This window comes from Ralstonia flaminis, assembly GCF_958415495.1.
In the GTDB taxonomy this organism is placed as follows: Bacteria; Pseudomonadota; Gammaproteobacteria; order Burkholderiales; family Burkholderiaceae; genus Ralstonia; species Ralstonia flaminis.
Genome location: NZ_CATZLL010000001.1, coordinates 391,196 through 411,539, shown reverse-complemented (window position 1 = coordinate 411,539; position 20,344 = coordinate 391,196). Strand labels below are relative to the sequence as shown.

At 62.3% G+C, this 20,344-nt stretch carries 22 protein-coding genes, 1 tRNA gene and 1 riboswitch; of the genes, 20 read left to right on the top strand and 3 right to left on the bottom strand.

All coding sequences use genetic code 11. The annotated features are described in order from the left end of the window. Positions 1-33: 33 nt before the first annotated feature. From R2N11_RS01925 to R2N11_RS01900, 6 genes are read left to right on the top strand one after another with little or no spacing between them, the layout of a single operon-like run. Entirely contained in the window at positions 34-570 is a 537-nt protein-coding gene (locus R2N11_RS01925; RefSeq protein WP_316679919.1) for a GspH/FimT family pseudopilin, read from the top strand. Next, positions 561-1,136 (top strand): prepilin-type N-terminal cleavage/methylation domain-containing protein, encoded by a 576-nt coding sequence (locus R2N11_RS01920; protein ID WP_430715403.1) that lies wholly within the window; start codon positions 561-563, stop codon positions 1,134-1,136. The genes R2N11_RS01925 and R2N11_RS01920 overlap by 10 nt, the downstream gene beginning before the upstream one ends. Beyond that, complete coding sequence (locus R2N11_RS01915; protein WP_316679918.1) at positions 1,133-1,873, top strand: PilW family protein; 741 nt, start codon at positions 1,133-1,135, stop codon at positions 1,871-1,873. Before R2N11_RS01920 ends, R2N11_RS01915 begins: the two co-directional genes overlap by 4 nt. Further along, on the top strand, positions 1,870-2,460 hold the full coding sequence (locus tag R2N11_RS01910) for a pilus assembly PilX family protein (protein WP_316679916.1): 591 nt from the start codon (positions 1,870-1,872) through the stop codon (positions 2,458-2,460). Before R2N11_RS01915 ends, R2N11_RS01910 begins: the two co-directional genes overlap by 4 nt. Continuing rightward, positions 2,460-5,912: a pilus assembly protein gene (locus R2N11_RS01905; RefSeq protein WP_316679914.1), complete on the top strand. Its 3,453-nt coding sequence runs from the start codon at positions 2,460-2,462 to the stop codon at positions 5,910-5,912. Before R2N11_RS01910 ends, R2N11_RS01905 begins: the two co-directional genes overlap by 1 nt. A 2-nt stretch (positions 5,913-5,914) precedes the next feature. Further along, the gene (locus R2N11_RS01900) at positions 5,915-6,397 is read left to right on the top strand and encodes a type IV pilin protein (RefSeq protein ID WP_316679912.1); all 483 of its coding nucleotides are present in this window, start codon (positions 5,915-5,917) and stop codon (positions 6,395-6,397) included. Between the two features lie 34 nt (positions 6,398-6,431). Here the strand turns inward: R2N11_RS01900 and nrdR are convergent, their stop codons facing one another. Together nrdR and glyA are read right to left on the bottom strand one after the other, a co-directional pair. After that, positions 6,432-6,896 (bottom strand): transcriptional regulator NrdR, encoded by a 465-nt coding sequence (gene nrdR, locus R2N11_RS01895; protein WP_316679910.1) that lies wholly within the window; start codon positions 6,894-6,896, stop codon positions 6,432-6,434. 131 nt (positions 6,897-7,027) lie between these two features. After that, positions 7,028-8,275: a serine hydroxymethyltransferase gene (gene glyA / locus R2N11_RS01890; protein ID WP_021195235.1), complete on the bottom strand. Its 1,248-nt coding sequence runs from the start codon at positions 8,273-8,275 to the stop codon at positions 7,028-7,030. A gap of 131 nt (positions 8,276-8,406) precedes the next feature. Beyond that, a riboswitch (ZMP/ZTP riboswitch) is annotated at positions 8,407-8,544 on the bottom strand. A 138-nt stretch (positions 8,545-8,682) separates the two neighbouring features. On the opposite strand from glyA, the gene R2N11_RS01885 reads away from it, so the two are divergent. The 14 genes from R2N11_RS01885 to R2N11_RS01820 all read left to right on the top strand — a co-directional run bounded on the left by R2N11_RS01885 (position 8,683) and on the right by R2N11_RS01820 (position 19,885). After that, positions 8,683-9,435, top strand: coding sequence for an SDR family NAD(P)-dependent oxidoreductase (locus tag R2N11_RS01885; protein ID WP_316679909.1), 753 nt, complete (start codon positions 8,683-8,685; stop codon positions 9,433-9,435). A 90-nt stretch (positions 9,436-9,525) separates the two neighbouring features. Continuing rightward, on the top strand, positions 9,526-9,930 hold the full coding sequence (gene ybgC / locus R2N11_RS01880; protein ID WP_316679907.1) for a tol-pal system-associated acyl-CoA thioesterase: 405 nt from the start codon (positions 9,526-9,528) through the stop codon (positions 9,928-9,930). Further along, positions 9,927-10,619 (top strand): protein TolQ, encoded by a 693-nt coding sequence (tolQ, locus tag R2N11_RS01875; RefSeq protein WP_199032786.1) that lies wholly within the window; start codon positions 9,927-9,929, stop codon positions 10,617-10,619. The genes ybgC and tolQ overlap by 4 nt, the downstream gene beginning before the upstream one ends. A 19-nt stretch (positions 10,620-10,638) precedes the next feature. Further along, the gene (gene tolR, locus R2N11_RS01870) at positions 10,639-11,073 is read left to right on the top strand and encodes a protein TolR (protein ID WP_316679906.1); all 435 of its coding nucleotides are present in this window, start codon (positions 10,639-10,641) and stop codon (positions 11,071-11,073) included. A 37-nt stretch (positions 11,074-11,110) separates the two neighbouring features. Beyond that, positions 11,111-12,148 carry a cell envelope integrity protein TolA gene (gene tolA, locus R2N11_RS01865; RefSeq protein WP_199032788.1) on the top strand — a complete coding sequence of 346 codons (1,038 nt, stop codon included), beginning with the start codon at positions 11,111-11,113 and terminating at the stop codon, positions 12,146-12,148. 55 nt (positions 12,149-12,203) lie between these two features. Continuing rightward, positions 12,204-13,505: a Tol-Pal system beta propeller repeat protein TolB gene (gene tolB, locus R2N11_RS01860; protein ID WP_199032789.1), complete on the top strand. Its 1,302-nt coding sequence runs from the start codon at positions 12,204-12,206 to the stop codon at positions 13,503-13,505. A 29-nt stretch (positions 13,506-13,534) separates the two neighbouring features. Then, positions 13,535-14,053: a peptidoglycan-associated lipoprotein Pal gene (pal, locus tag R2N11_RS01855; protein WP_021195228.1), complete on the top strand. Its 519-nt coding sequence runs from the start codon at positions 13,535-13,537 to the stop codon at positions 14,051-14,053. A 77-nt stretch (positions 14,054-14,130) separates the two neighbouring features. Continuing rightward, the gene (gene ybgF, locus R2N11_RS01850) at positions 14,131-14,907 is read left to right on the top strand and encodes a tol-pal system protein YbgF (RefSeq protein WP_199030004.1); all 777 of its coding nucleotides are present in this window, start codon (positions 14,131-14,133) and stop codon (positions 14,905-14,907) included. A 166-nt stretch (positions 14,908-15,073) separates the two neighbouring features. After that, positions 15,074-15,760 carry a 7-cyano-7-deazaguanine synthase QueC gene (gene queC / locus R2N11_RS01845; RefSeq protein WP_316679905.1) on the top strand — a complete coding sequence of 229 codons (687 nt, stop codon included), beginning with the start codon at positions 15,074-15,076 and terminating at the stop codon, positions 15,758-15,760. Between the two features lie 4 nt (positions 15,761-15,764). Beyond that, positions 15,765-16,880 (top strand): YeeE/YedE family protein, encoded by a 1,116-nt coding sequence (locus tag R2N11_RS01840; protein WP_199030006.1) that lies wholly within the window; start codon positions 15,765-15,767, stop codon positions 16,878-16,880. A 47-nt stretch (positions 16,881-16,927) separates the two neighbouring features. Further along, positions 16,928-17,003 (top strand) — tRNA-Lys (locus tag R2N11_RS01835). A gap of 98 nt (positions 17,004-17,101) precedes the next feature. Next, complete coding sequence (locus R2N11_RS01830; protein ID WP_316679904.1) at positions 17,102-17,593, top strand: nucleoside 2-deoxyribosyltransferase; 492 nt, start codon at positions 17,102-17,104, stop codon at positions 17,591-17,593. 108 nt (positions 17,594-17,701) lie between these two features. Beyond that, positions 17,702-18,874, top strand: coding sequence for an acyl-CoA dehydrogenase family protein (locus R2N11_RS01825; RefSeq protein ID WP_316679902.1), 1,173 nt, complete (start codon positions 17,702-17,704; stop codon positions 18,872-18,874). A 96-nt stretch (positions 18,875-18,970) separates the two neighbouring features. After that, positions 18,971-19,885, top strand: coding sequence for a TauD/TfdA dioxygenase family protein (locus R2N11_RS01820; protein ID WP_316679901.1), 915 nt, complete (start codon positions 18,971-18,973; stop codon positions 19,883-19,885). Here the strand turns inward: R2N11_RS01820 and R2N11_RS01815 are convergent. After that, positions 19,882-20,343: an NUDIX domain-containing protein gene (locus R2N11_RS01815; RefSeq protein ID WP_199030010.1), complete on the bottom strand. Its 462-nt coding sequence runs from the start codon at positions 20,341-20,343 to the stop codon at positions 19,882-19,884. The genes R2N11_RS01820 and R2N11_RS01815 overlap by 4 nt on opposite strands. Between the last annotated feature and the right edge of the window lies 1 nt (position 20,344).

The window sequence follows — 20,344 nt, the reverse complement described above, 5'->3', positions numbered from 1 at the left end:
CGGGGGCGCGCCGGTTGCATTCGTTCGAGCCGCATGGGCGGTATTTCGCTAGTTGAGTTGCTTGTGACGCTGGCCATTGTGGCCGTCTTGGCGATCATTGCAACGCCGTCGTATGTCGGGCTGACGCAGCAGGTCCGCTTGCAGGCGGAAGCCAACTCGTTGGTCAACGATTTGCAGTTTGCCCGCAGCGAGGCGATCAAGCGGGGGCTGCCGGTCAGCTTATGCCCATCGTCCAACGGCACTTCGTGCAATACCACCAATACCAGTAACTGGGAGGCTGGTTGGATCGTGTTCAACGATGTCAACGGCTCTGGTACGACTGACTCCACCAGTGACGTGCCATTGCGTGTGCGCGCACCGCTTACGAATGGCGATACCTTCAGGCCCAGCACAGCGATGTCAGCGTTCACCTACGGTCGTGATGGCTTCGCGATGAACCTGCCGACCGGCACCATCACGATGACGCTCCATACTGCGGCACCGGTCAACAACAATGCAACCCGTTGTGTGGCAATCAACATGGTCGGCCGACAGGTTGTGCAGACACGGGGGATGGGCTCATGCAGTTGAGGATGATGTGTCGTCAGGCGGCCGGTTTTTCGTTGATTGAAGCGCTGATCACGATGGTGGTGGTTGGTGTTGGTCTGCTGGGTTTGGCAAAGATTCAGGCTGCAGCTGTGGGCAACACACAGATCTCGCGCGTGCGCTCGCTGGTGGCGTTGCAGACGGAGAGTCTGGCTGCAGCCATGCATGGCAACCGCGCCTTCTGGGCGGCAGGCGGCACGGCTCCCGCGACATTCAGTGTGAATAGTACGGCGAGCGGTGCGGTCATTACAGACAGCTCGAACGTGTTGAACCAGACACTGTCCCCCGGCCAGTGCTTGACCGGGAGCCCGTGTACGCCACAGCAATTGGCCGCGTATGACGTTCAGCAATGGGCCAGCACGATGAACGGGAATTTCCCGGGCTATGGCGCCACGGTTAACTGCACCACAACCGTAGGCGTGCCGGTGAACTGCAATATCACCGTGACCTGGAATGAGAAATACATTGCTGTCAACAGTTCGACGGCTTCGGCTGCCGCCGCTGCAGCGCCGACGACACAGCAGAGCTTTACGGTCTACGTCCAGCCATGAACGCCAAATCGATGACTCCTCGTATGCGGTCGGGGCGCCGACAGGCTGGCACGAGCCTGGTCGAGATCTTGATCGCCATGGTGATCGCGCTGTTCATCATGAGCGGCGTGGTGGTGATGTTCGTGAACATGCAAAAGACGTTTACGAGCCAGGATCAGCTTGCGCAGTTGCAGGACAGTGAACGGCTGGCGCTAACTATTCTTACCAACGTTGTGCAGCAGGCTGGTTACTTCCCCAATCCGGTGATCAATACGGCGCTCTCAGCGCTGCCTGCTTCTGGCTCGCTTTCGGCGGCGCAGGTGATGACGGGTACAACGGGCGCCAGTGCCGGCACCGATACGCTGACGACGCAATTCGCTACCGCCAGCGGCGACGGCAACATGAACTGTCTCGGTCAGGCAAACACGACAGGCAGCCAGCAGGTCTACGTCAACACGCTGTCTATTAGCCCCAACAACGAGCTGCAGTGCACGCTGACCGTTTCCGGCGGTACACCGACCACAGTACCGCTGGTCAGTGGTGTGACTTGGTTGTCAGTGCTGTACGGCACCGACACCAACGGCAACGGATATAACGACTCGTACTTGACGGCGGCACAGGTGACTGCGGGGGGCTATTGGGCTCAGGTGCACTCTGTTCAAGTCACGCTCAAGTTTACGACGCAGTTTGGCAATCAGGTCGGGCAGGCAAATGGCTCAACGTGGGTGCAGACCATCAGTTTGAAGAACCAGCCATGAGCATGACGATGCGTTTTTCTACGATGCCCAGGCAACGCGAGCGAGGTTATACCCTCATCGTCGGGCTTCTGCTGCTACTTGTGCTCACGCTGTTTGCTGTGGGGATGTTTCGCAGCTTTGGCCTGCAAGAGAAAATTGCAGCGAATACGCGCGACAAGCAACGCGCGCTTGAGGCCGCGCAGAGCGCGCTTCAGTACGGTGAATGGTGGCTGGGGCAAGGCAATGGCTCGACCGGCACGACGTGTACTGGGGTCAACAACGGCAATACGCTGGCAAATATGCGGGTCTGCAATATCGGGTTGCTGACTCCCACGGCGCTACCTTGGGGCGTTGGGTCAACGTACCTGCCGCCATCAATGACGGCGAACGGCGGTGGTGGCATGGCCGGGGCGAGCTCACCCACTGGGGATATCAACTATGCGGGTATTCCGGGGCTGTATATCAACTACCTCGGCCTGACCCCGAACGGGCTTTCTCAACTTTACGCGATCACCGCCTATGGCTACGGCGGTGATGCAATGACTGCTGCAGTAGTGCAGAGCACCTATCGAATTAGTTCCGGCGCTAAGGATCTGGGGCAACAGTGATGAAGAAAAATCAACGAATTGTTCTGTTGGCGACCGCGGCGCTGCTGCCGGAGGCTGCACGGGCGCAGTTGGTCATTAGTGACAACCTGACCGGGGTGTCTTCCTCCTACAACTGGCAAAGCCTGAACGGCGCGTGTCTGACGGCAGGCAACAACACCGGTTCGATCCCGGCGTGCTCAGGATTGAGCTACTACAGCGGTACAACGCTGGTGGGTGGCGTGAACGGAACGTTGCCCGACGCTGTTGGGCAAGGCGCTTTGCGATTGACCAACGGTGACACCACAACCGGAAGCAACGGCAACAACCAAACCGGTGCGGTGGTTTCCAACTTTACGTTCCCGACCAACCAGGGGTTGCAGGTCACATTTACGACCGTGACTTACGGGGGTAACGCCTATAAGAACGCTTCAAAACAGGCGTCTGGTGCCGATGGCATCAGCTTCTTCCTGGCGGACGGTTCGAAGCCGGCAACGGTGGGGGCGCTCGGTGGGAGCCTCGGCTACAGCTGCTCGAACGGTAACCCTACCTATGATGGTGTTCAGGGCGGCTACATCGGCGTGGGGATTGACGAGTTCGGCAATTTCTCGAACTCGAATGACAACACCAGCAGTGGTGCCAATACCAATGGTGGTGCTGGTGCAATCCCAAGCCGTATCAGCTTGCGGGGCGCCGGCAACACCAATTGGGCGAACCTGTCCACCAACTACGCGAAATACTATCCCGCGTCGAGTCTGAGTACGACACAAGCCAACGCTGTCCAGAGCACGTGCGCGGCGGGATATTTCTATAACTTCAGCGGCAAGACTCAAAAAGACGCGAACGGGTATTCAATTGGCGACGGCAATCAAACCACCGAGCAGATTCCCTACAACTACAACTACATCACTGGCAGTACGCTCGGCAACAACGTCACGATCTACAGCCAGGAGGCTGCAGGAAAGAACTCTTCCGGCGGCAGCAATGCGGTGCGGGGTAGTGCAACGCCGATTACTTACGCACTCACAATCACGCAAGATGGTTTGCTGAGTCTGTCATACAGCGTAAACGGCGGCACTGCGCAGACGGTGCTGAGCAAGCAGAGTATTACCGCTTCGAATGGACCGTTGCCTTCTTCATTCCGATTTGGCTTCTCTGCGGGTACCGGCGGCGGTAGCAATGTCCACGAAATCACCTGCTTCAAGGCTGCACCAGTGGGCCAGGCCAGTAGCTCTGCCGGCACCAACGTGCAACAGTCGGCGCGTGTACAGGCAGGCACCCAGGTGTACCTGGCTTATTACCACCCGACGAACTGGTGGGGTGAGCTGACCGCGCAGAATTTGGTGATGGATCCCACGACAGGGATTGTGTCCATTGCTACCAACGCCAACTGGAATGCCAGCTGTAACCTGACGGGCGGCGCTTGCCCTGCAATTAGCTCGACTGCGACCGTGACCGCACAAGGACCGACGGCGCGCAGCATTCTGACTTGGAATGGCTCCAGCGGGGTGCCCTTCCAATGGACCAATCTGACGTCCGCGCAAAAGACTGCATTGGACAGCGGCTCCGCCAACAGCGCTAGCAGCCCTCGTCAGCAGTATCTGCGCGGGGCCCGCACCTATGAGGTCAGCAACGGCGGCGCCTTCCGCACCCGCAATGGTGTGCTGGGCGACATCATGAACTCCAGTCCCACTTGGGTTGGCGCACCGTCGGCGCCGTATAACGGCCCGTGGGTTGATGCTCTCTACCCGACGGTAACGCCACCCGAGCCGGCCGGCAGCTACGCGCTTTTTACGACCAACAACGCGACGCGTGCAAACGTGGTGTATGTGGGCGCCAACGACGGCATGCTGCATGGTTTCCGTGCGGGCAGCTACGACACCAATGGCAATTTCACAACGGCGACGACCCCGAACGATGGGCAAGAGGTGCTGGCCTACATGCCGGCTGCTGCCCTGAGTACTATCTATAACAGTACCAACGCCAATCTGGATTTCAGTTCACCGTCGTACGCGCACAATCTGTTTGTGGATGCGACACCGGGCACTGGCGAGCTCTACTACGGCGGCGCTTGGCATACATGGTTGGTTGGCGGGTTGGGTGGTGGCGGCAACGCTGGTGGCATTATTGGCAATAACACCTCTGCCGGCACTGGCGCAATCTACGCACTTGATATCACCAACCCGGCGAACTTTAGTGAGGGCAATGCCAGCTCGCTGGTCATCAAGGAGTGGTCGCCGTCGAACCTCTCGTGTACCAACTACACCGGGACCAACAGTTGTGCTGGCTACCTCGGCAACACCTACGGCACGCCGGTCATCCGCCGTCTGCACAATGGCAACTGGGCCGTGCTGTTTGGCAATGGCCTGAACAGCCCGAATGGCAGTGCGGGGTTGTACGTCATGCTGGTCGCGAGCGATGGGACGACGTCGTTCTATTACCTCGACACCGGCTACGGACCTAGCAAGGACCCGCTGGGCAAGAACAACAAGAACGGTATCGCCTACGTCACGCCTGCTGATCTGGATGGTGATCACATTACGGACTATGTCTATGCTGGCGATGCCTTCGGTAACGTCTGGCGCTTCGATCTGACCTCGCAAACTCCGGCGCAATGGAACGTATCCACCACGCCGCTGTTCTCGACGCCCGCCGGGCAACCGATTACCAGCAAAGTGGCTGTGGCGGCGATTCCCGGTACCGGCACCGGTGCGGCGCGTGTATTGGTCAGCTTCGGCACCGGCCAAGCGTTCCCGCAGACGCAAACAAATGCGGCCACCTACGCAAGTGGTACGTCACAGTGGCTGTATGGCGTCTGGGATTGGAACATGAGCGCCTGGAACAGCAAGGCACCCGCATCTGCGGTGTACGCGACGCTCACCGGATCGCAGACCGTGAATGCATCAACACTGTTGACGCAGACCATCACGGCCACCTCCACCAGTTCCGGGACGACGCCATCGTACCGAACTGTGAGTAACGGTAAGGTTTGCTGGGTTGGCTCAACTGCATGCGGTAGTGCTGCCAACGCAAACACGCAGTATGGCTGGAAGCTTATGCTGCCCAGCACCACGACGGGCTCGGGTTCGAGTGCGGTCACAAACTATGAACAGGTCGTCTACAACCCGACATTGGCCTACGGCATGTTCATCGTCAATACGACAGTTCCGGCTGTGCAGCAGATTCTGTCCTGTACGTCGACTCCGGCGTCGGGTTACACCATGGCGATCTCCGTTGCATCTGGCGGGGCAGGCACGGCTTCGTTCTTCGGTGACAACAACAACAACTTCCCGACCTACAACGGTGGCATCGTCAGCGGCATCGGCCTGAGCGGTACGGGTACGCCGTCGATCGTGACCGCCAACAAACTGCCGTATCTGGTGCAGCAGACCGTGAACGGTACGGGTACGGTCAACCAGATCAACCCAAGTGCCGCAGGTGTCGGTGCGCGCATGACCTGGACCAAGCTGCGTTAATCATGAATCGAACTACGACATCTGCCTTGCCACGTCACGAGAGTGGTTTTTCATTGATGGAGCTGATGATCACGGTGGCGATCATCGCCATCCTGGCGCGGATCGCGTATCCGTCCTATCAGCAGTACGTTCTCAAGTCACACCGCGCGGATGCTAAGACGGCGCTGCTGGATCTAGCGACTCGTCAGGAGCGGTTCTTTACACTGCAGAACAACTACACTAGCTCGCCTGCCGCGCTCGGCTATGCCAGCGGTGCCAGCTTCCCGCTGGCGATTCAGTCCGGCACACAGTCGTACTACCAAATGTATGTAGCGGTAACGGGGACGGCAGGCGCCAGCGGAACAGCAGCGCCAGGCTATTCCGCTTCCGCCGTTCCGGTTAGCCCACAAACAGCGGATGCATGCGGGACGTACACCATCAACCAGCTCGGTGTGCAGAACAACACCGGTACGGCTACTGGCACCACATCAGCTCAGTGCTGGTAAGTTGGTAACAAAAAAGGCCCCTCGGGGCCTCTTTTTATTTGCGTATGTTCGGCGCGGAAACCTCATCCAGCACGTCTCGAAACTCCGCCAGATCCTCAAAACTCCGGTACACCGACGCAAACCGGATATACCCAATCTTGTCCAGCCGCTTGAGCTCGCGCATCACCAGCTCGCCCACGCGGTCGCTGCCGATTTCCTTCTCGCCGTGGCTAAGGAGTTTTTCTTCGATGCGGGCGATGGCCTCGTCGATGGCCTCGGCGGAAACAGGGCGCTTGCGTAGCGCCAGGCGCATGGAATCCTTGACCTTGTTGCGGTCGTAGTCGACGCGGCTGCCGTTCTTCTTGACGACGGCCGGGAAAAACAGCTCGATGCGTTCGTAGGTGGTGAACCGGCGGTCGCAGGACTCGCATTTTCGGCGCCGGCGCACGGTATCGCCTTCCTCAGACATGCGGGTCTCAATCACCTGGGTGGCCGCGTGGCCGCAAAACGGGCATTTCATGCCGGTCTCCTGAGAAACCTCAAAGAACGCACTGCGCTAAAAGAACAACGCCGCGACGGCCCGCTCGGGGCGCATCGCGGCAAGGGTACTACGTGGCCGCTGGCGCATGTGCCGCGGCCATTGCCAACTGCTTAGGCGTAGACCGGGAACTGCTTGGTCAGCTCAGCTACCTTGGCGCGCACGGCAGCAATGTTGGCTTCATCGTGCGGGTTGTCCAGCACGTCGGCAATCAGGTGCGCCACCTTCACGGCCTCGGCTTCCTTGAAGCCGCGCGTGGTCATCGCCGGCGAGCCCAGGCGCACGCCCGAGGTCACGAACGGCTTTTCCGGGTCATTCGGAATCGCGTTCTTGTTGACGGTGATATGCGCGTCGCCCAGCACCTTCTCCGCTTCCTTGCCGGTGATGTTCTTGGCGCGCAGGTCGACCAGCATCACATGGCTTTCGGTGCGGCCCGACACGATGCGCAGGCCACGGGCCATGAGCGTTTCTGCCATCACGGCGGCGTTCTTGACCACTTGTTGTTGGTAGGCCTTGAACTCGGGCGACAGCGCTTCCTTGAACGCCACTGCCTTGCCGGCGATCACGTGCATCAGCGGACCACCCTGGATGCCCGGGAAGATGGCCGAGTTGATGGCCTTCTCGTGCTCGGCCTTCATCAGGATTACGCCGCCGCGCGGGCCGCGCAGGCTCTTGTGGGTGGTCGTGGTCACGAAATCAGCGTGCGGCACCGGGTTCGGGTACACGCCCGCGGCGATCAGGCCGGCGTAGTGGGCCATGTCCACCATGAAGTACGCGCCAATCGACTTGGCAATCTTGCCGATGCGCTCGAAATCGATGCGCAGCGCAAAGGCCGATGCGCCAGCGATGATCAGCTTCGGCTTCTTCTCTTGAGCCAGGGCTTCCAGCGCGTCGTAGTCGATGTCTTCCTGGGCGTTCAGGCCGTAGCTGACCACGTTGAACCACTTGCCGCTCATGTTGAGCGCCATGCCGTGCGTCAGGTGGCCGCCTTCGGCCAGGCTCATGCCCATGATGGTGTCGCCCGGCTTGAGCACGGCGAAGAACACGCCCTGGTTGGCCTGCGAGCCGGAGTTCGGCTGCACGTTGGCAGCTTCGGCGCCGAACAGTTGCTTCACACGGTCAATGGCGAGTTGCTCGACCACGTCCACGTACTCGCAGCCACCGTAGTAGCGCTTGCCGGGGTAGCCCTCGGCGTACTTGTTGGTCAGTTGCGAACCCTGCGCGGCCATCACGGCCGGCGAGGTGTAGTTCTCGGAGGCAATCAGCTCGATGTGGTCTTCCTGACGCTGATTTTCCTTCTGGATAGCGGCAAAGATCTCGGGATCGATCTGGTCGATCGTATAGCGGCTGCGTTCGAACATGGCGAGTGTCTGTCAAAAACGAAACGGAAAAGGCGATGGTCGGGCGAGGCGGGGAAACGCGCGCGGCTCGGGCAACTGCATCCGCCTGCTTCAGGCCGTTGCAGCCAGGTGCCCAAGTCACCCTGCTTCCCATTCGCTGCCCAGGCGAGCGGCAGGCGTCGTTGTGCATGACGCCAGAAACCTTGCGCTTCCTCGTGGTCGGTGCCCACTGCCGGAGTTTGCCGCACGTTTCATGTGCAGCCCGGGATTCGCCAGTCGCGCAAGGTGGAATGGTTGCCCGCGAGTGTACGACAGCCCCTTGAGCGCCGCAAGGCGCGGGGCGCTTGTCCAAGCACATTGCAGCGCAACAGGCGGCAACGCTTCAGGTAAACTCTGTTTTTCGCTTTTTTCAGGCTTGGAGACATTCCATGATCGTATTCGTGACCGGCGCGACGGCCGGCTTCGGTGCAGCCATTGCGCGACGCTTCGTGCGGGAAGGTCACCGCGTGATCGCTGCCGGTCGCCGCCAGGATCGCCTGGATGCGCTCAAGGCCGAGCTTGGCGACGCGCTCCTGCCATTCGTGCTGGATGTGCTGGACGCCGACGCTGTCGCCGCGTTGCCGGGCACGCTGCCCGAGGGCTGGCGCGAGGTTGACGTGCTGGTCAATAACGCCGGCCTGGCGCTAGGCCTGGAGCCCGCCCAGCGCGCAGACCTGACCGACTGGGACCGCATGATCGGCACCAACTGCTCCGGCCTGGTCCATGTGACGCGTGCGCTACTTCCGGGCATGGTCGAGCGCAACCGCGGCCATGTGATCAATATCGGTTCGATCGCCGGGACGTACCCATACCCGGGCGGCAACGTCTATGGCGCCACCAAGGCGTTCGTGCGCCAGTTCTCGCTGAACTTGCGTGCTGACCTGACCGGCACGCGTGTGCGCGTGTCGAACGTCGAGCCGGGCTTGTGCTCGGGCACTGAGTTCTCCAACGTCCGCTTCAAGGGCGATGATGCTCGCGTGGGCAAGGTCTATGAAGGCACCGAGGCCCTGACCGCCGACGACATCGCCGAGGCCGTTTACTGGATGGCGGCGCTGCCCGCGCACTTCAATGTCAACGCAATCGAGCTCATGCCCGTTTGCCAGTCATTCTCGGCCACGAGCCTGACGCGAGGTATGGCTTAAGTCGTGTCATGCTGGGTTTGCCGCAGCGTGCAAGCCCTCGGCCGGCCGGTGGATGGCTGGCCGTCACATGAGCCTTGGTAAAATCGCCGGATGTCTTCTTTTGAGTGGAACCTGCGCGTGTATTGGGAAGATACCGACGCAGGCGGCGTGGTGTTCTACGCCAACTATCTGAAATTCTTTGAGCGCGCCCGCACTGAGTGGCTCCGCGCGCTCGGGGTCGACCAGCAGGCGCTGGCCGACACGGCCGGGGCCATTTTTGTGGTGCGCAGCACCGCTGTGGACTACCGCGCACCTGCCCGCCTGGATGATCTGGTGCAGATCCGTTCGCGTATGGAACGGGTCGGGCCGGCATCGGTCCAATTTGCCCAGGAAGGTTGGCGCGGCGACGTTCTGCTCGCCTCAGGCTCGATTCGCGTTGGGTGTGTCGACCGACTCACATTCCGGCCGACCCCGATCCCCGCTCCCGTACTCGCAACCATCAAAGCTGCCGCATGAATCCCGTCGAGGTCACACAAGATCTGTCGATCGTCTCGCTGGTGCTGCACGCCAGTCTCTTGGTCCAGTTTGTCATGGGCCTGCTGCTGGTGATGTCGCTGTTCTCCTGGACGTACATCTTCCGCAAAGCCTTTGCCTTGCGCGCCGCGCGCAGCCAGACCGAATCGTTCGAGCGCGATTTCTGGGCCGGCGGCGATCTGCATGCGCTGTATCAAAGCGCGGCCAACAACCGCCACAAGACGGGTGCGCTGGAGCGCATTTTCGAGGCTGGCATGCGCGAATACCTCAAGACGCGCGAGCAGCAGCGCGGCGGTGGCGACCCGAGCGCCATCCTCGATGCTGCCCGCCGGGCCATGCGCGCCGCCTACCAGCGCGAGATGGATTCGCTCGAATCGCACCTGCCGTTCCTGGCTTCGGTCGGCTCGGTCAGCCCGTACATCGGCCTGTTCGGCACGGTGTGGGGGATCATGAACGCCTTCCGCGGCCTCTCCAACGTGCAGCAGGCCACGCTGTCTGCGGTGGCGCCGGGTATTGCTGAAGCGCTGGTCGCCACGGCCATCGGCCTGTTTGCGGCCATTCCGGCAGTGATTGCCTACAACCGCTACGCCACCGAGATAGACCGTCTGGCCAACCGGTTCGAGAGCTTCATGGAGGAGTTTTCGAACATCCTCCAGCGCCAAACGCGTTAAGCGCTAAGGACGGATCGCTATGGCTACCATCCAGCGAACGCGCCGCGCCCGACGGGCCAAGGCCGACATCAACGTCGTTCCGTACATCGACGTGATGCTGGTGCTGCTGATCATCTTCATGGTGGCGGCGCCCGTGGTGAACCCCGGTGTAGTCAACCTGCCGACCGTGGCCAACGCTACGCCGCAGCAGACCCAACCGCCCATCGTCGTGACCATCAAGGGCGACGGCACGATCCTTGCTCGCATCAAGACGGGCTCGGGTGCCACCGAGCAGAAGCTCGCCAACAACAATGAGTTGCGCGCCTTCGTCAAGCAGCGTACCGACGAGAACCCTGATCAGCCAGTTGTCATCGCCGCAGACAAAGCCGTGCAATACGACCGCGTGCTGACGGTGATGAGCGTATTGAAGGGCGATGGCATCAAGCGCATCGGCCTGATGGTGAAGTCGCAATGAACGCGAAGATGTTTCCGGGCGAGGCAACCTGAACGTCATGGCTACAAGGTCGTTGAGCCCTGCGTTGCATCGTTACGAGCCTGTTCGCGAGCGCGGCACACTGCGCGCGTTCGGACTGGCAGTCCTCACGCATCTGTTGCTGATCGCCTTCCTGTACTTTGGCGTGCAGTGGCAGAGCAGCACACCGCGTGGTGAAGAAGCTGAACTGTGGGACGAGGCTGCCGTTCAGCAGGCCGTCCAGACGGCGCCTCCTCCGCCTGAGGTCAAGCCGGAGCCCGTTATCAAGGCGCCGCCGACGAAGGTGGAAGAGGAAGCCGACATTGCGTTGGAGCAGCGCAAGAAGCGTGAGCATGAAGCTGCGGCCGCAGCGGCTGCTGTGGCGGCCGCGCGTCAGGCTGAACTCGCCCGCCGCGCCGCTGAGGATCGTGCCGAAGCGCAACGCCAGGCGCAGCTAAAGGAGCAGCAGGCCCGCCAGGCGGAACTTCAACGCAAGGCCCAGGCCGAACAGCAGGCCAAGGAAAAGGCGGCTGCCGCTGAAGCACAGGCCCGCAAGAACGCGCAGCTGCAAGCCCAGGCAGAAGCCAAGGCCAAGGCGGACGCTGAAGCCAAGCAGAAGGAATTGAAGGCCAAGGCTGCGGCCGATGCCAAGGCCAAGGCTGATGCAGAGCGCAAGGCTGCCGAGTCGAAGGCCAATGCCCAGCGCAACGCCAATTTGGCGCGCATGCAGGCTCTGGCAGGTGGTGCCGGCAAGGCGGAGGGCTCGGGCGGCGGTGTTGGCAATGCGCAGGGCACGGGCGGTACGGCGTCTGCCGGGTATGCCGAGCGCGTGCGCGCCAAGGTCAAGCCGAACATCGTATTCGACCCGGGCGCCATCAGCGGCAACCCGGCAGCAGTGGTGGCGGTGACGATGGCGCCGGACGGCTCGATCCTGTCCAAGCGGCTGACCAAGTCGAGTGGCAACGGCGCCTATGATGAAGCCGTGCTGCGGGCTGTAGATCGCTCCGACCCGCTGCCGCGCGATACCAACGGCAAGGCACCGTCGAGCGTCAACCTGACGTTCCGACCTAAGGAATAACGCGCTGGCGTCGCCCGAGTGGCGCTGGCTTCGGTTCACAGATTTGATACGGACGATGAACATGATGAAGATGTGGATTCCGATCTTCCGACGAGCCGCGCAGGCATTGCTGCTGACTGCAGCATGCGCTGGTGTGGCCCACGCCCAGCTCAACGTTGAGATTTCGGGGGTCGGATCGAGCCAGTACCCGATCGCCATCGCTAACTTCCAGGGCGAGGCGGAAGCCCCGCAGAACCTCTCGGCCATCGTTCGGGCTGACCTGGTTCGCAGCGGGCGCTTCTCCAACGTGGATGTGGCCGGCGCTGTGGTGCCGGACAATCCGGCCCCGGATCTGGGTGCCTGGAAGACGCGTGGCGCTGCTGCCTTCGTGGGCGGCACCGTCACGCGCAATGGTGACCGCTACGAGATCCGCTTCCGCCTGTATGACACCGCCAAGGGCGAGAGCCTGGGTGGTCTGTCGCTCACGCGCGGCCCAGGGCAATTGCGTCTGGCTGCGCATGAAATTGCCGACTACATCTACCAGAAGCTGATCGGCGAACGAGGCGTGTTTGCGACGCGCCTGTCGTATGTGTCGAAGGTGGGCCGTCGCTATCAGCTGCAGATTTCCGATTCGGATGGCGCCAACCCGCAGGTCGCCTTGACCAGCAACGAGCCGATCATTTCGCCGTCGTGGTCGCCGGACGGCACCAAGGTCGCGTATGTGTCGTTCGAGCTCAAGAAGCCGGTGGTGTATGTGCACGATCTGGTGGCGGGTCGCCGCACGGTGATCTCGAACCAGAAGGGCAACAACTCCGCGCCATCGTGGTCGCCCGATGGCCGCCGCGTGGCGGTGGCGCTTTCGCGTGATGGCAATACGCAGGTCTACGTGGTCAATGCCGATGGCTCAGGCCTGCGCCGCCTGACCCGTAGCAGCGCCATCGATACCGAACCGTCGTTCTCGCCGGATGGCCGCTCGATCTACTTCACCAGCGACCGTGGAGGCGCCCCCCAGATCTATCGCATGTCGGCTGATGGCGAAGAGGCGGGCGGTGCCCAACGTGTGACCTTCAAGGGCGGCTACAACACGAGCCCGCGCGTGTCGCCGGATGGCAAGCTGCTGGCGTATATCTCGCGCGTGGGTGGTGCGTTCCGCCTGTACACGCAGGACCTGACCAACGGCGACGTGAACGCGCTGACGGACACCTCCTACGATGAATCCCCGAGCTTTGCCGCCAACGGCAAGTTCATCCTGTATTCCACACGCGTGGGCGGCAAGACAGTGCTGGCAGCAGTGTCGACCGACGGCCGTACGCGTCAGATTCTTTCCCTCCAGGCCGGTGAAGTTCGTGAGCCGGCATGGGGCCCTTTCATGCAATAACGAAGCCGTTCCTTTAGGAGAAATCGGACATGTCGAAGTCCCAAACCATGATCAAACTCGCAGCGATTGCCACGCTGCTGGCCCTGGGCGCTTGCAGCTCGGGCGTCAAGCTGGATGACACCGCCAAGAATGGCACGGGCGGTGCAGGCACGGGCGCCGACACCCGCACGGTCACCCCGGTGGACGTGGGCCGTGACGAGCTGACCGATCCGAACAGCCCGCTGGCCAAGCGCAGCATCTACTTTGACTTCGACAGCTACTCGGTCAAGTCGGAATACCAAGGTTTGCTGGGCCAGCACTCGCGCTACCTGCAGTCGCACAATCAGCGCAAGGTGCTGATCCAGGGCAATACCGATGAGCGCGGCACCAGCGAGTACAACCTGGCGCTGGGCCAGAAGCGTGCCGAGGCCGTGCGTCGCGCGCTGTCGTCGATGGGCGTGCCTGACAGCCAGATGGAAGCCGTGAGCCTGGGCAAGGAAAAGCCGCAGGCTACCGGCCACGACGAAGAGTCGTGGGCGCAGAACCGCCGCGCCGACATCGTTTACTGATCGGCACGGTTTGAGGTTGGACGCGCCGGCTGCGATGCTGCGGCCGGCGTTCTTACGTTGGCAATCACAGGAATACGATGATGAAACAGCGCGCGTATGACGCCATGCGTCGGGCCATCCTGATGGCGACGCTTGTTGCGGGTGGCGCCCTGACCATGGCCGGCCCGGCGGCGGCAGGGGTGTTTGACGACGATGAGGCGCGTCGCGCCATCATCGACATGCGCGAGAAGTTCAACACCTTCCAGTCGAGCGCGGCACAGCGTATCGACCAGAACAGCAAGAACCTGATCGACGCGCAGAACCAGATCGAGACCCTCAAGTCCGAAGTGGCGCGCCTGCGTGGTCAGAACGAGGTGCTGCAGAATTCCGTCGACACGCTGACCAAGCAGCAGAAGGATTACTACGCCGACCTCGATGCGCGCCTGAAGAAGTTCGAACCGCAGCAGGCCACGGTGGAAGGCCGCGAAGGCACGGTCCAGCCCGGCGAGAAGGATGAGTATGACGCCGCACTCAAGCGCTTCCAGAGCGGTGATTTCAAGGGGGCAGGCAACCAGTTCTCGGCCTTCGTGAAGAAGTATCCGCAGAGCCCGTACCTGCCGTTGGCGCAGTTCTGGCTGGGCAACGCGCTGTATGCACAGCGTGACTACAAGGGTTCGAGCTACGTGCTGGAGAGCATGGCGCGCGCCAACCCGCAGCACCCGAAGGCGGCCGATGCGCTGCTGCAGGTGGCAACCAACCAGGGTGAATCGGGCCAGAAGGCCGCCGCACGCAAGACGCTGGAATCGGTGGTTGCCCAGTATCCGGGCAGCGAGCAGGCCAAGACTGCCGAAAGCCGTCTGAAGACGATGCGCTGATCGGCAAATCATCATTGTTGTGAATCGACGCCCGCCCGTGGCTGCATCGGCGGGCGTTTTTCATGGTCGGTCGCAAATGGCCGGCATGTGCGGTCCTGGGCGCGGGGAAGGTGATGGCGCGTTAAAATGAGGGCCTTCCTCTGATGTGCTCCACAAGGCTTCGCCCATGAAAAAACGCGCCATCGTCCTGCTTTCCGGCGGGCTGGACTCCGCCACCGTGCTCGCCATGGCCAATGCCGATGGCTTTGAGACCTACGCGCTGTCGATGCGCTACGGCCAGCGCCACTCGTCCGAGCTGGAAGCGGCCAAGAAGGTGGCGGCTGCGCTCGGTGCCGTGCGTCACGAGATCGTCGATCTCGACTTGCGCAAGTTCGGCGGCTCCGCGCTGACCGACGACACCCTTGATGTGCCGACCGATGGCGCGCACGCAGTTGCCGACGCAGGTATTCCCATCACCTACGTGCCGGCGCGCAACACGATCATGCTGTCGTTGGCGCTCGGCTGGGCCGAGGCTGTGGGCGCGCGTGACCTGTTCTTCGGTGCCAATGCGGTCGACTACTCCGGCTATCCGGACTGCCGCCCAGAATACGTTGCTGCCTACGAGGCGCTCGCCAACCTGGCCACCAAGGCTGGTGTGGAGGGTGAGCGCATCCGCGTGAACGCGCCCATCATCGCCATGACCAAGGCGGAGATTATCCAGGCCGGTGCGCGACTGGGCGTCGACTATGGCATGACGGTGTCGTGCTACAAGGCTGACGACGAAGGTCGTGCCTGCGGCGTATGCGATTCGTGCCGTATCCGCAAGGCTGGCTTTGAGGCTGCCGGCGTGCCTGACCCGACGCGCTACGTCTGACGCCATGCCCGAACTCGATCTCAACGCGCTCTCCCACACGGTGCTGTGGGCGACCTTTGCGCTCACCTTTGCGTTTGGTGCGCTATTGCAGCGCACGCACTTCTGCACAATGGGCGCGGTGTCCGACGCCATCAACATCGGCGACTGGAGCCGCGTGCGCATGTGGGTGCTGGCCATTGGCGTGGCCATGATCGGCACGGGGTGCTTAAGCTGGCTGGGCCTGATTGATACGAGCAAGACCATCTACACGGCCAACAAGCTGCTGTGGCTGTCGTCGCTGGTGGGCGGGCTGTTGTTTGGCTTCGGCATGGTGCTGGGCTCGGGTTGCGGCAGCAAGACGCTGGTGCGCATCGGCGGCGGCAATCTCAAGTCGGTGGTGGTGTTCGTGTTTCTCGGGTTGTCGGCGTACATGACGCTTAAGGGCGTGTTTGGCGTGGTGCGCGTGGCGACCGTCGACAATGTCGTGGTCACGTTGCCGACCTCGCAGGACTTGCCGAGCGTGCTGGGCCATGCGCTGTCGGTCGATGTGCGCACGCTGCGTCTGGCACTCGCGCTGGTGATTGGCGGGGTGCTGTCGCTGTGGGCGCTGCTCGGGCGTGATTTCCGCACGGTCGACAACCTGCTCGGCGGTGTCGGCGTCGGGCTCATCATCGTGGCCATGTGGTACGTGTCGGGCCACCTCGGCTATGTGCAGGAAGATCCGAACACGTTGCAGGAGGCGTTCCTCGCCACCAACAGCGGCCGCATGGAGGCGCTGAGCTTCGTCGCCCCCGTGTCGTACACGCTGGAGTGGTTGATGTTCTTTAGCGATACGTCGCGCGTGTTGACGGTGGGCATCGTGAGCGTGCTGGGCGTGATTGCCGGCTCCGCCGTGGTGGCGCTGGCCACGCGCACGTTCCGCTGGGAAGGTTTTGCCAGTGCTGAAGACACCGGCAATCACATCATCGGCGGCATCCTGATGGGGGTGGGCGGTGTGACGGCGCTGGGCTGCACGATCGGGCAGGGACTGTCGGGCGTGTCGACGTTGGCAATCGGCTCATTCATCGCGCTGGCGGGTATTGTGATCGGCGCGGTGCTGGCGTTCCGCTATCAGATGTGGCGGATGGAACGCCTAGTCTGACAGGCGTTGACAGAATCGCTGTTATCTTCCTATAATCGCGGTCTTTGGGGTCTTTAGCTCAGTCGGTAGAGCAGTAGACTTTTAATCTATTGGTCGCGGGTTCGAATCCCGCAGGACCCACCAAATTTCAGAGGGCTCGACAGCAATGTCGGGCCCTTTGTCTTTTGTGTGGCGCTATCCTGTGCGTCGTCCCTGCGCGTGTCATTCACTGGTCTACGCCCATGTCCCTGCGCCTCTATCTCGCCGGCCCCGATGTCTTCCGCTCGCAACCGGTTGTATATGGCGAAGCCCTGAAGCAACTGTGCGCGGACTTCGGCTTCACCGGCCTGTACCCGCTCGACAATGCGATCGCCCCACAAGCCAACGGTCCGGCGACCGCCGCCGAGATCTACCGACAGAACATCGCACTGATCGATTCGGCCGATGCCGTGATGGCCAACGTGGCAGACTTCCGCGGCCACGAGCCCGACTCTGGCACGTGCTTCGAAATCGGCTATGCCATCGCGTGCGGCAAAGACGTGTGGTGCTACAACGTGCCTGCCGTGCCACTCCTCGCGCAGGTGCCCAACATCCAAGGCAGTGACGCCGACGGCTGGGCAGTGGAGGACTTCGGCCTGCCGCGCAACCTGATGATCGCGTGCAGCAGCCGCTCGGTGGTGGGCGATGCGCGCGCGTGCCTGGAGCAGATGCGTGCGCATTACGCGGGCGCGTAGTTGCGCATAGTTGCGCGGCCGATATGCGTATGCGGATTGCTTCCTTCAGGGCGGCCGAGGCTATCCGTATAGTGCCTGCACCGGATAATCCCCCGGACGAGGCACCGCATGAAGCTCGACGACCTGCATCAACCCCCTGATCTCACACACCTGTTGGCCGAACTGGCCTCCACTGCTGCGCAACGCGATCAGCAAGGCGGTCATGCGGCGCACCAGAAGGCGGCGATTGCACGTGCAGGTCTGCTGCCGTTGGTGATTCCCACCCAGTACGGCGGTGCGGGCGCCGGCTGGGCCGATGCTTTTGCTGTCGTGCGGGCCATTGCCGCGGTCGACAGCTCGCTCGGGCATCTGCTGGCCTTCCAGTACTTGCAGACCACTACGGTGTATCTGTACGGCTCCGATGCACAGCGTGAGCGCTTTCTTCGCCCGACGGCGGAGCTTGGCTGGTGGTGGGGCAACGCCGTCAATCCGCTCGATCATCGGCTGCGCGCGCAGCGCTCCGGCAGCGGCTGGGTGCTTGATGGGGAGAAGGGTTTCTGTTCGGGCACGCTGGGTTCGAACATGATGGTGGTGTCAGGCCATGACGAGGCGAGCGGCAAGTCGATCGTGGCCGTGGTGCCGACTGCGCGCTACGGCATCACCGTGCGCGATGACTGGCATCCCATCGGCCAGCGCCAGACCGATAGCGCCACGGTGCAGTTCCGCCACGTGCAGGTGGCGGAAGACGAAGTGCTGGCGGGGCCTGAAAACGTCTTTACGCCTTATCAGACCTTGCGTTCGTGCGTTGCGCAGAACGTGCTGGTCAATCTCTACACCGGCATTGCCGCAGGCGCGCTGGACGAGGCGCGCAAGGTCACGCTGCATGCGTCGCGGCCGTGGCTCACCTCCGGCGTGGAGCGTGCGGCGGACGACCCTTATCAGATCCAGCGCTTTGGCGAGATGCGTGTGCAATGGCTTGCTGCAGACGCCTTGGCCGCTCGCGCCATCCAGCGGCTGGACCGCGCGTGGCGCAAGGGTGTATCGCTCACCGCCGATGAGCGCGCCGAGGTCTCGCTCGCCACCGCCGAGGCCAAGGTGGCCGCGCATCGTGCCGCGTTGTTCATCAGCCAGGAGATGTTCGAGGCGACGGGCGCGCGCTCCACCAAGGCCGCACTCGCCCTGGACCGCTTCTGGCGCAACGCGCGCACGCACACACTGCACGATCCGCTCGACTACAAACTGCGCGCCATCGGCCGCTACGCGTTGGAAGGCATCCTGCCGGACGCCACGGTGTACGGCTAAGCGCGTATCGATCTGCGCTTTCCTTCGTTGGCGGGTGGCCGGCGCGGGCGGTGTAATGTGGAATTCGTTCGCTGCCGTGAACTCTCTACTGACATCATGTCCGACGTTGCTCTTGCCACTCCGGCTGCCCCAGAGGCGCCAGCCGTTCGCACCACCCGCTTCCACATTCGTCGTCTGCCTGAGGCACCGCTCGGCGCGGAGATTCTCGGTCTGGCCGATGCAGCCGACTTGACCGACGCAGACATCGCTGCGATTCGCCAGGCGTGGCTTGCGCACGATGGCTTGCTTGTCTTCCGCGACGTACAACTCACACCGCAGTCGCAAGTCGAATTCAGCCGTCGCTTCGGCCCGTTGCAAGTGCATGTGCTCAATCAGTTTCATCTGGCGGGGCATCCGGAAATCCTGGTCGTCTCCAACGTGGTCGAGAACGGCAAGCCGATCGGCTTGGGAGATGCCGGGCGCGACTGGCATTCGGATCTCTCGTACAAGCCGCTGCCGAGCCTGGGCTCGCTGCTACTGACGCGTGAGCTGCCGGAGGAGGGCGGCGACACGCTGTTTGCCAACATGGTCCGCGCGTTCGATACGCTGCCCGCCGAACTCAAGCGCGTGATTGAAGGCCGCCGAGCAGTGCACTCGTACGTGGACCGCTACGAGCGCTTGCGTGTGCTGTCGAACTGGCGCCCGCCGCTGTCGCAGGCGCAGATCGATGCTGTGCCACCGGTCGATCATCCGGTCGTGCGCACGCACCCGGAGACGGGCAAGCGCGCACTCTTCGTCAACGAAGGCTTCACCTCGCACATCCTTGGCCTGCCCGAAGATGAGAGCACCAGCGTGCTGGAACAGCTTTTCGCCCACAGCGTCTGCGCAGACAACGTCTACACGCACCAATGGTGCGCGGGCGACATGCTGTTCTGGGACAACCGCTCGACCATCCATTTCGCGCCGGGCTGCCCCGACACGTATCGCCGCACGCTGCACCGCACGACGATCGAGGGCGACGTCCCCGTCTAAAGTCCTGCCTCGCGCAGACGTGCATCAATGCTTGCGAGCGTGAGCGTCTGCGCGAAGAGCCGTGCGAGGGATTGACTGGCGTGCTGTGAGACCTCGTCTGCGTTGGCCCAGCGGTACGCATCCATCTCGGGGATCAGGCGGCCCGTGTGATAGCTGTTGAACATCGAGGTGCAGGTCAGCGTGTCGAGCCGGACCTCTGCGCGGCGCAGGCGTGTGGCGAACAGGTGCAGCTCCTTGTCGCGCCGGAACGGAACGCGGCCGAGTTCGATCAGCGCGTGGCCATCGAGCACGAGGCCGGTTTCTTCACGCGTCTCGCGCAGTGCGGTATCGCGGTCGTTCTCGCCCGGTTCGGGGGCGCCCTTGGGGATGTCCCAGTGGCGCGTTTCTGTGGCGTGGGCGAGCAGGACCTCGGCATCTTCGTTGAGCAGCACAAGACCACAGGACAGGGCGATCGGCATG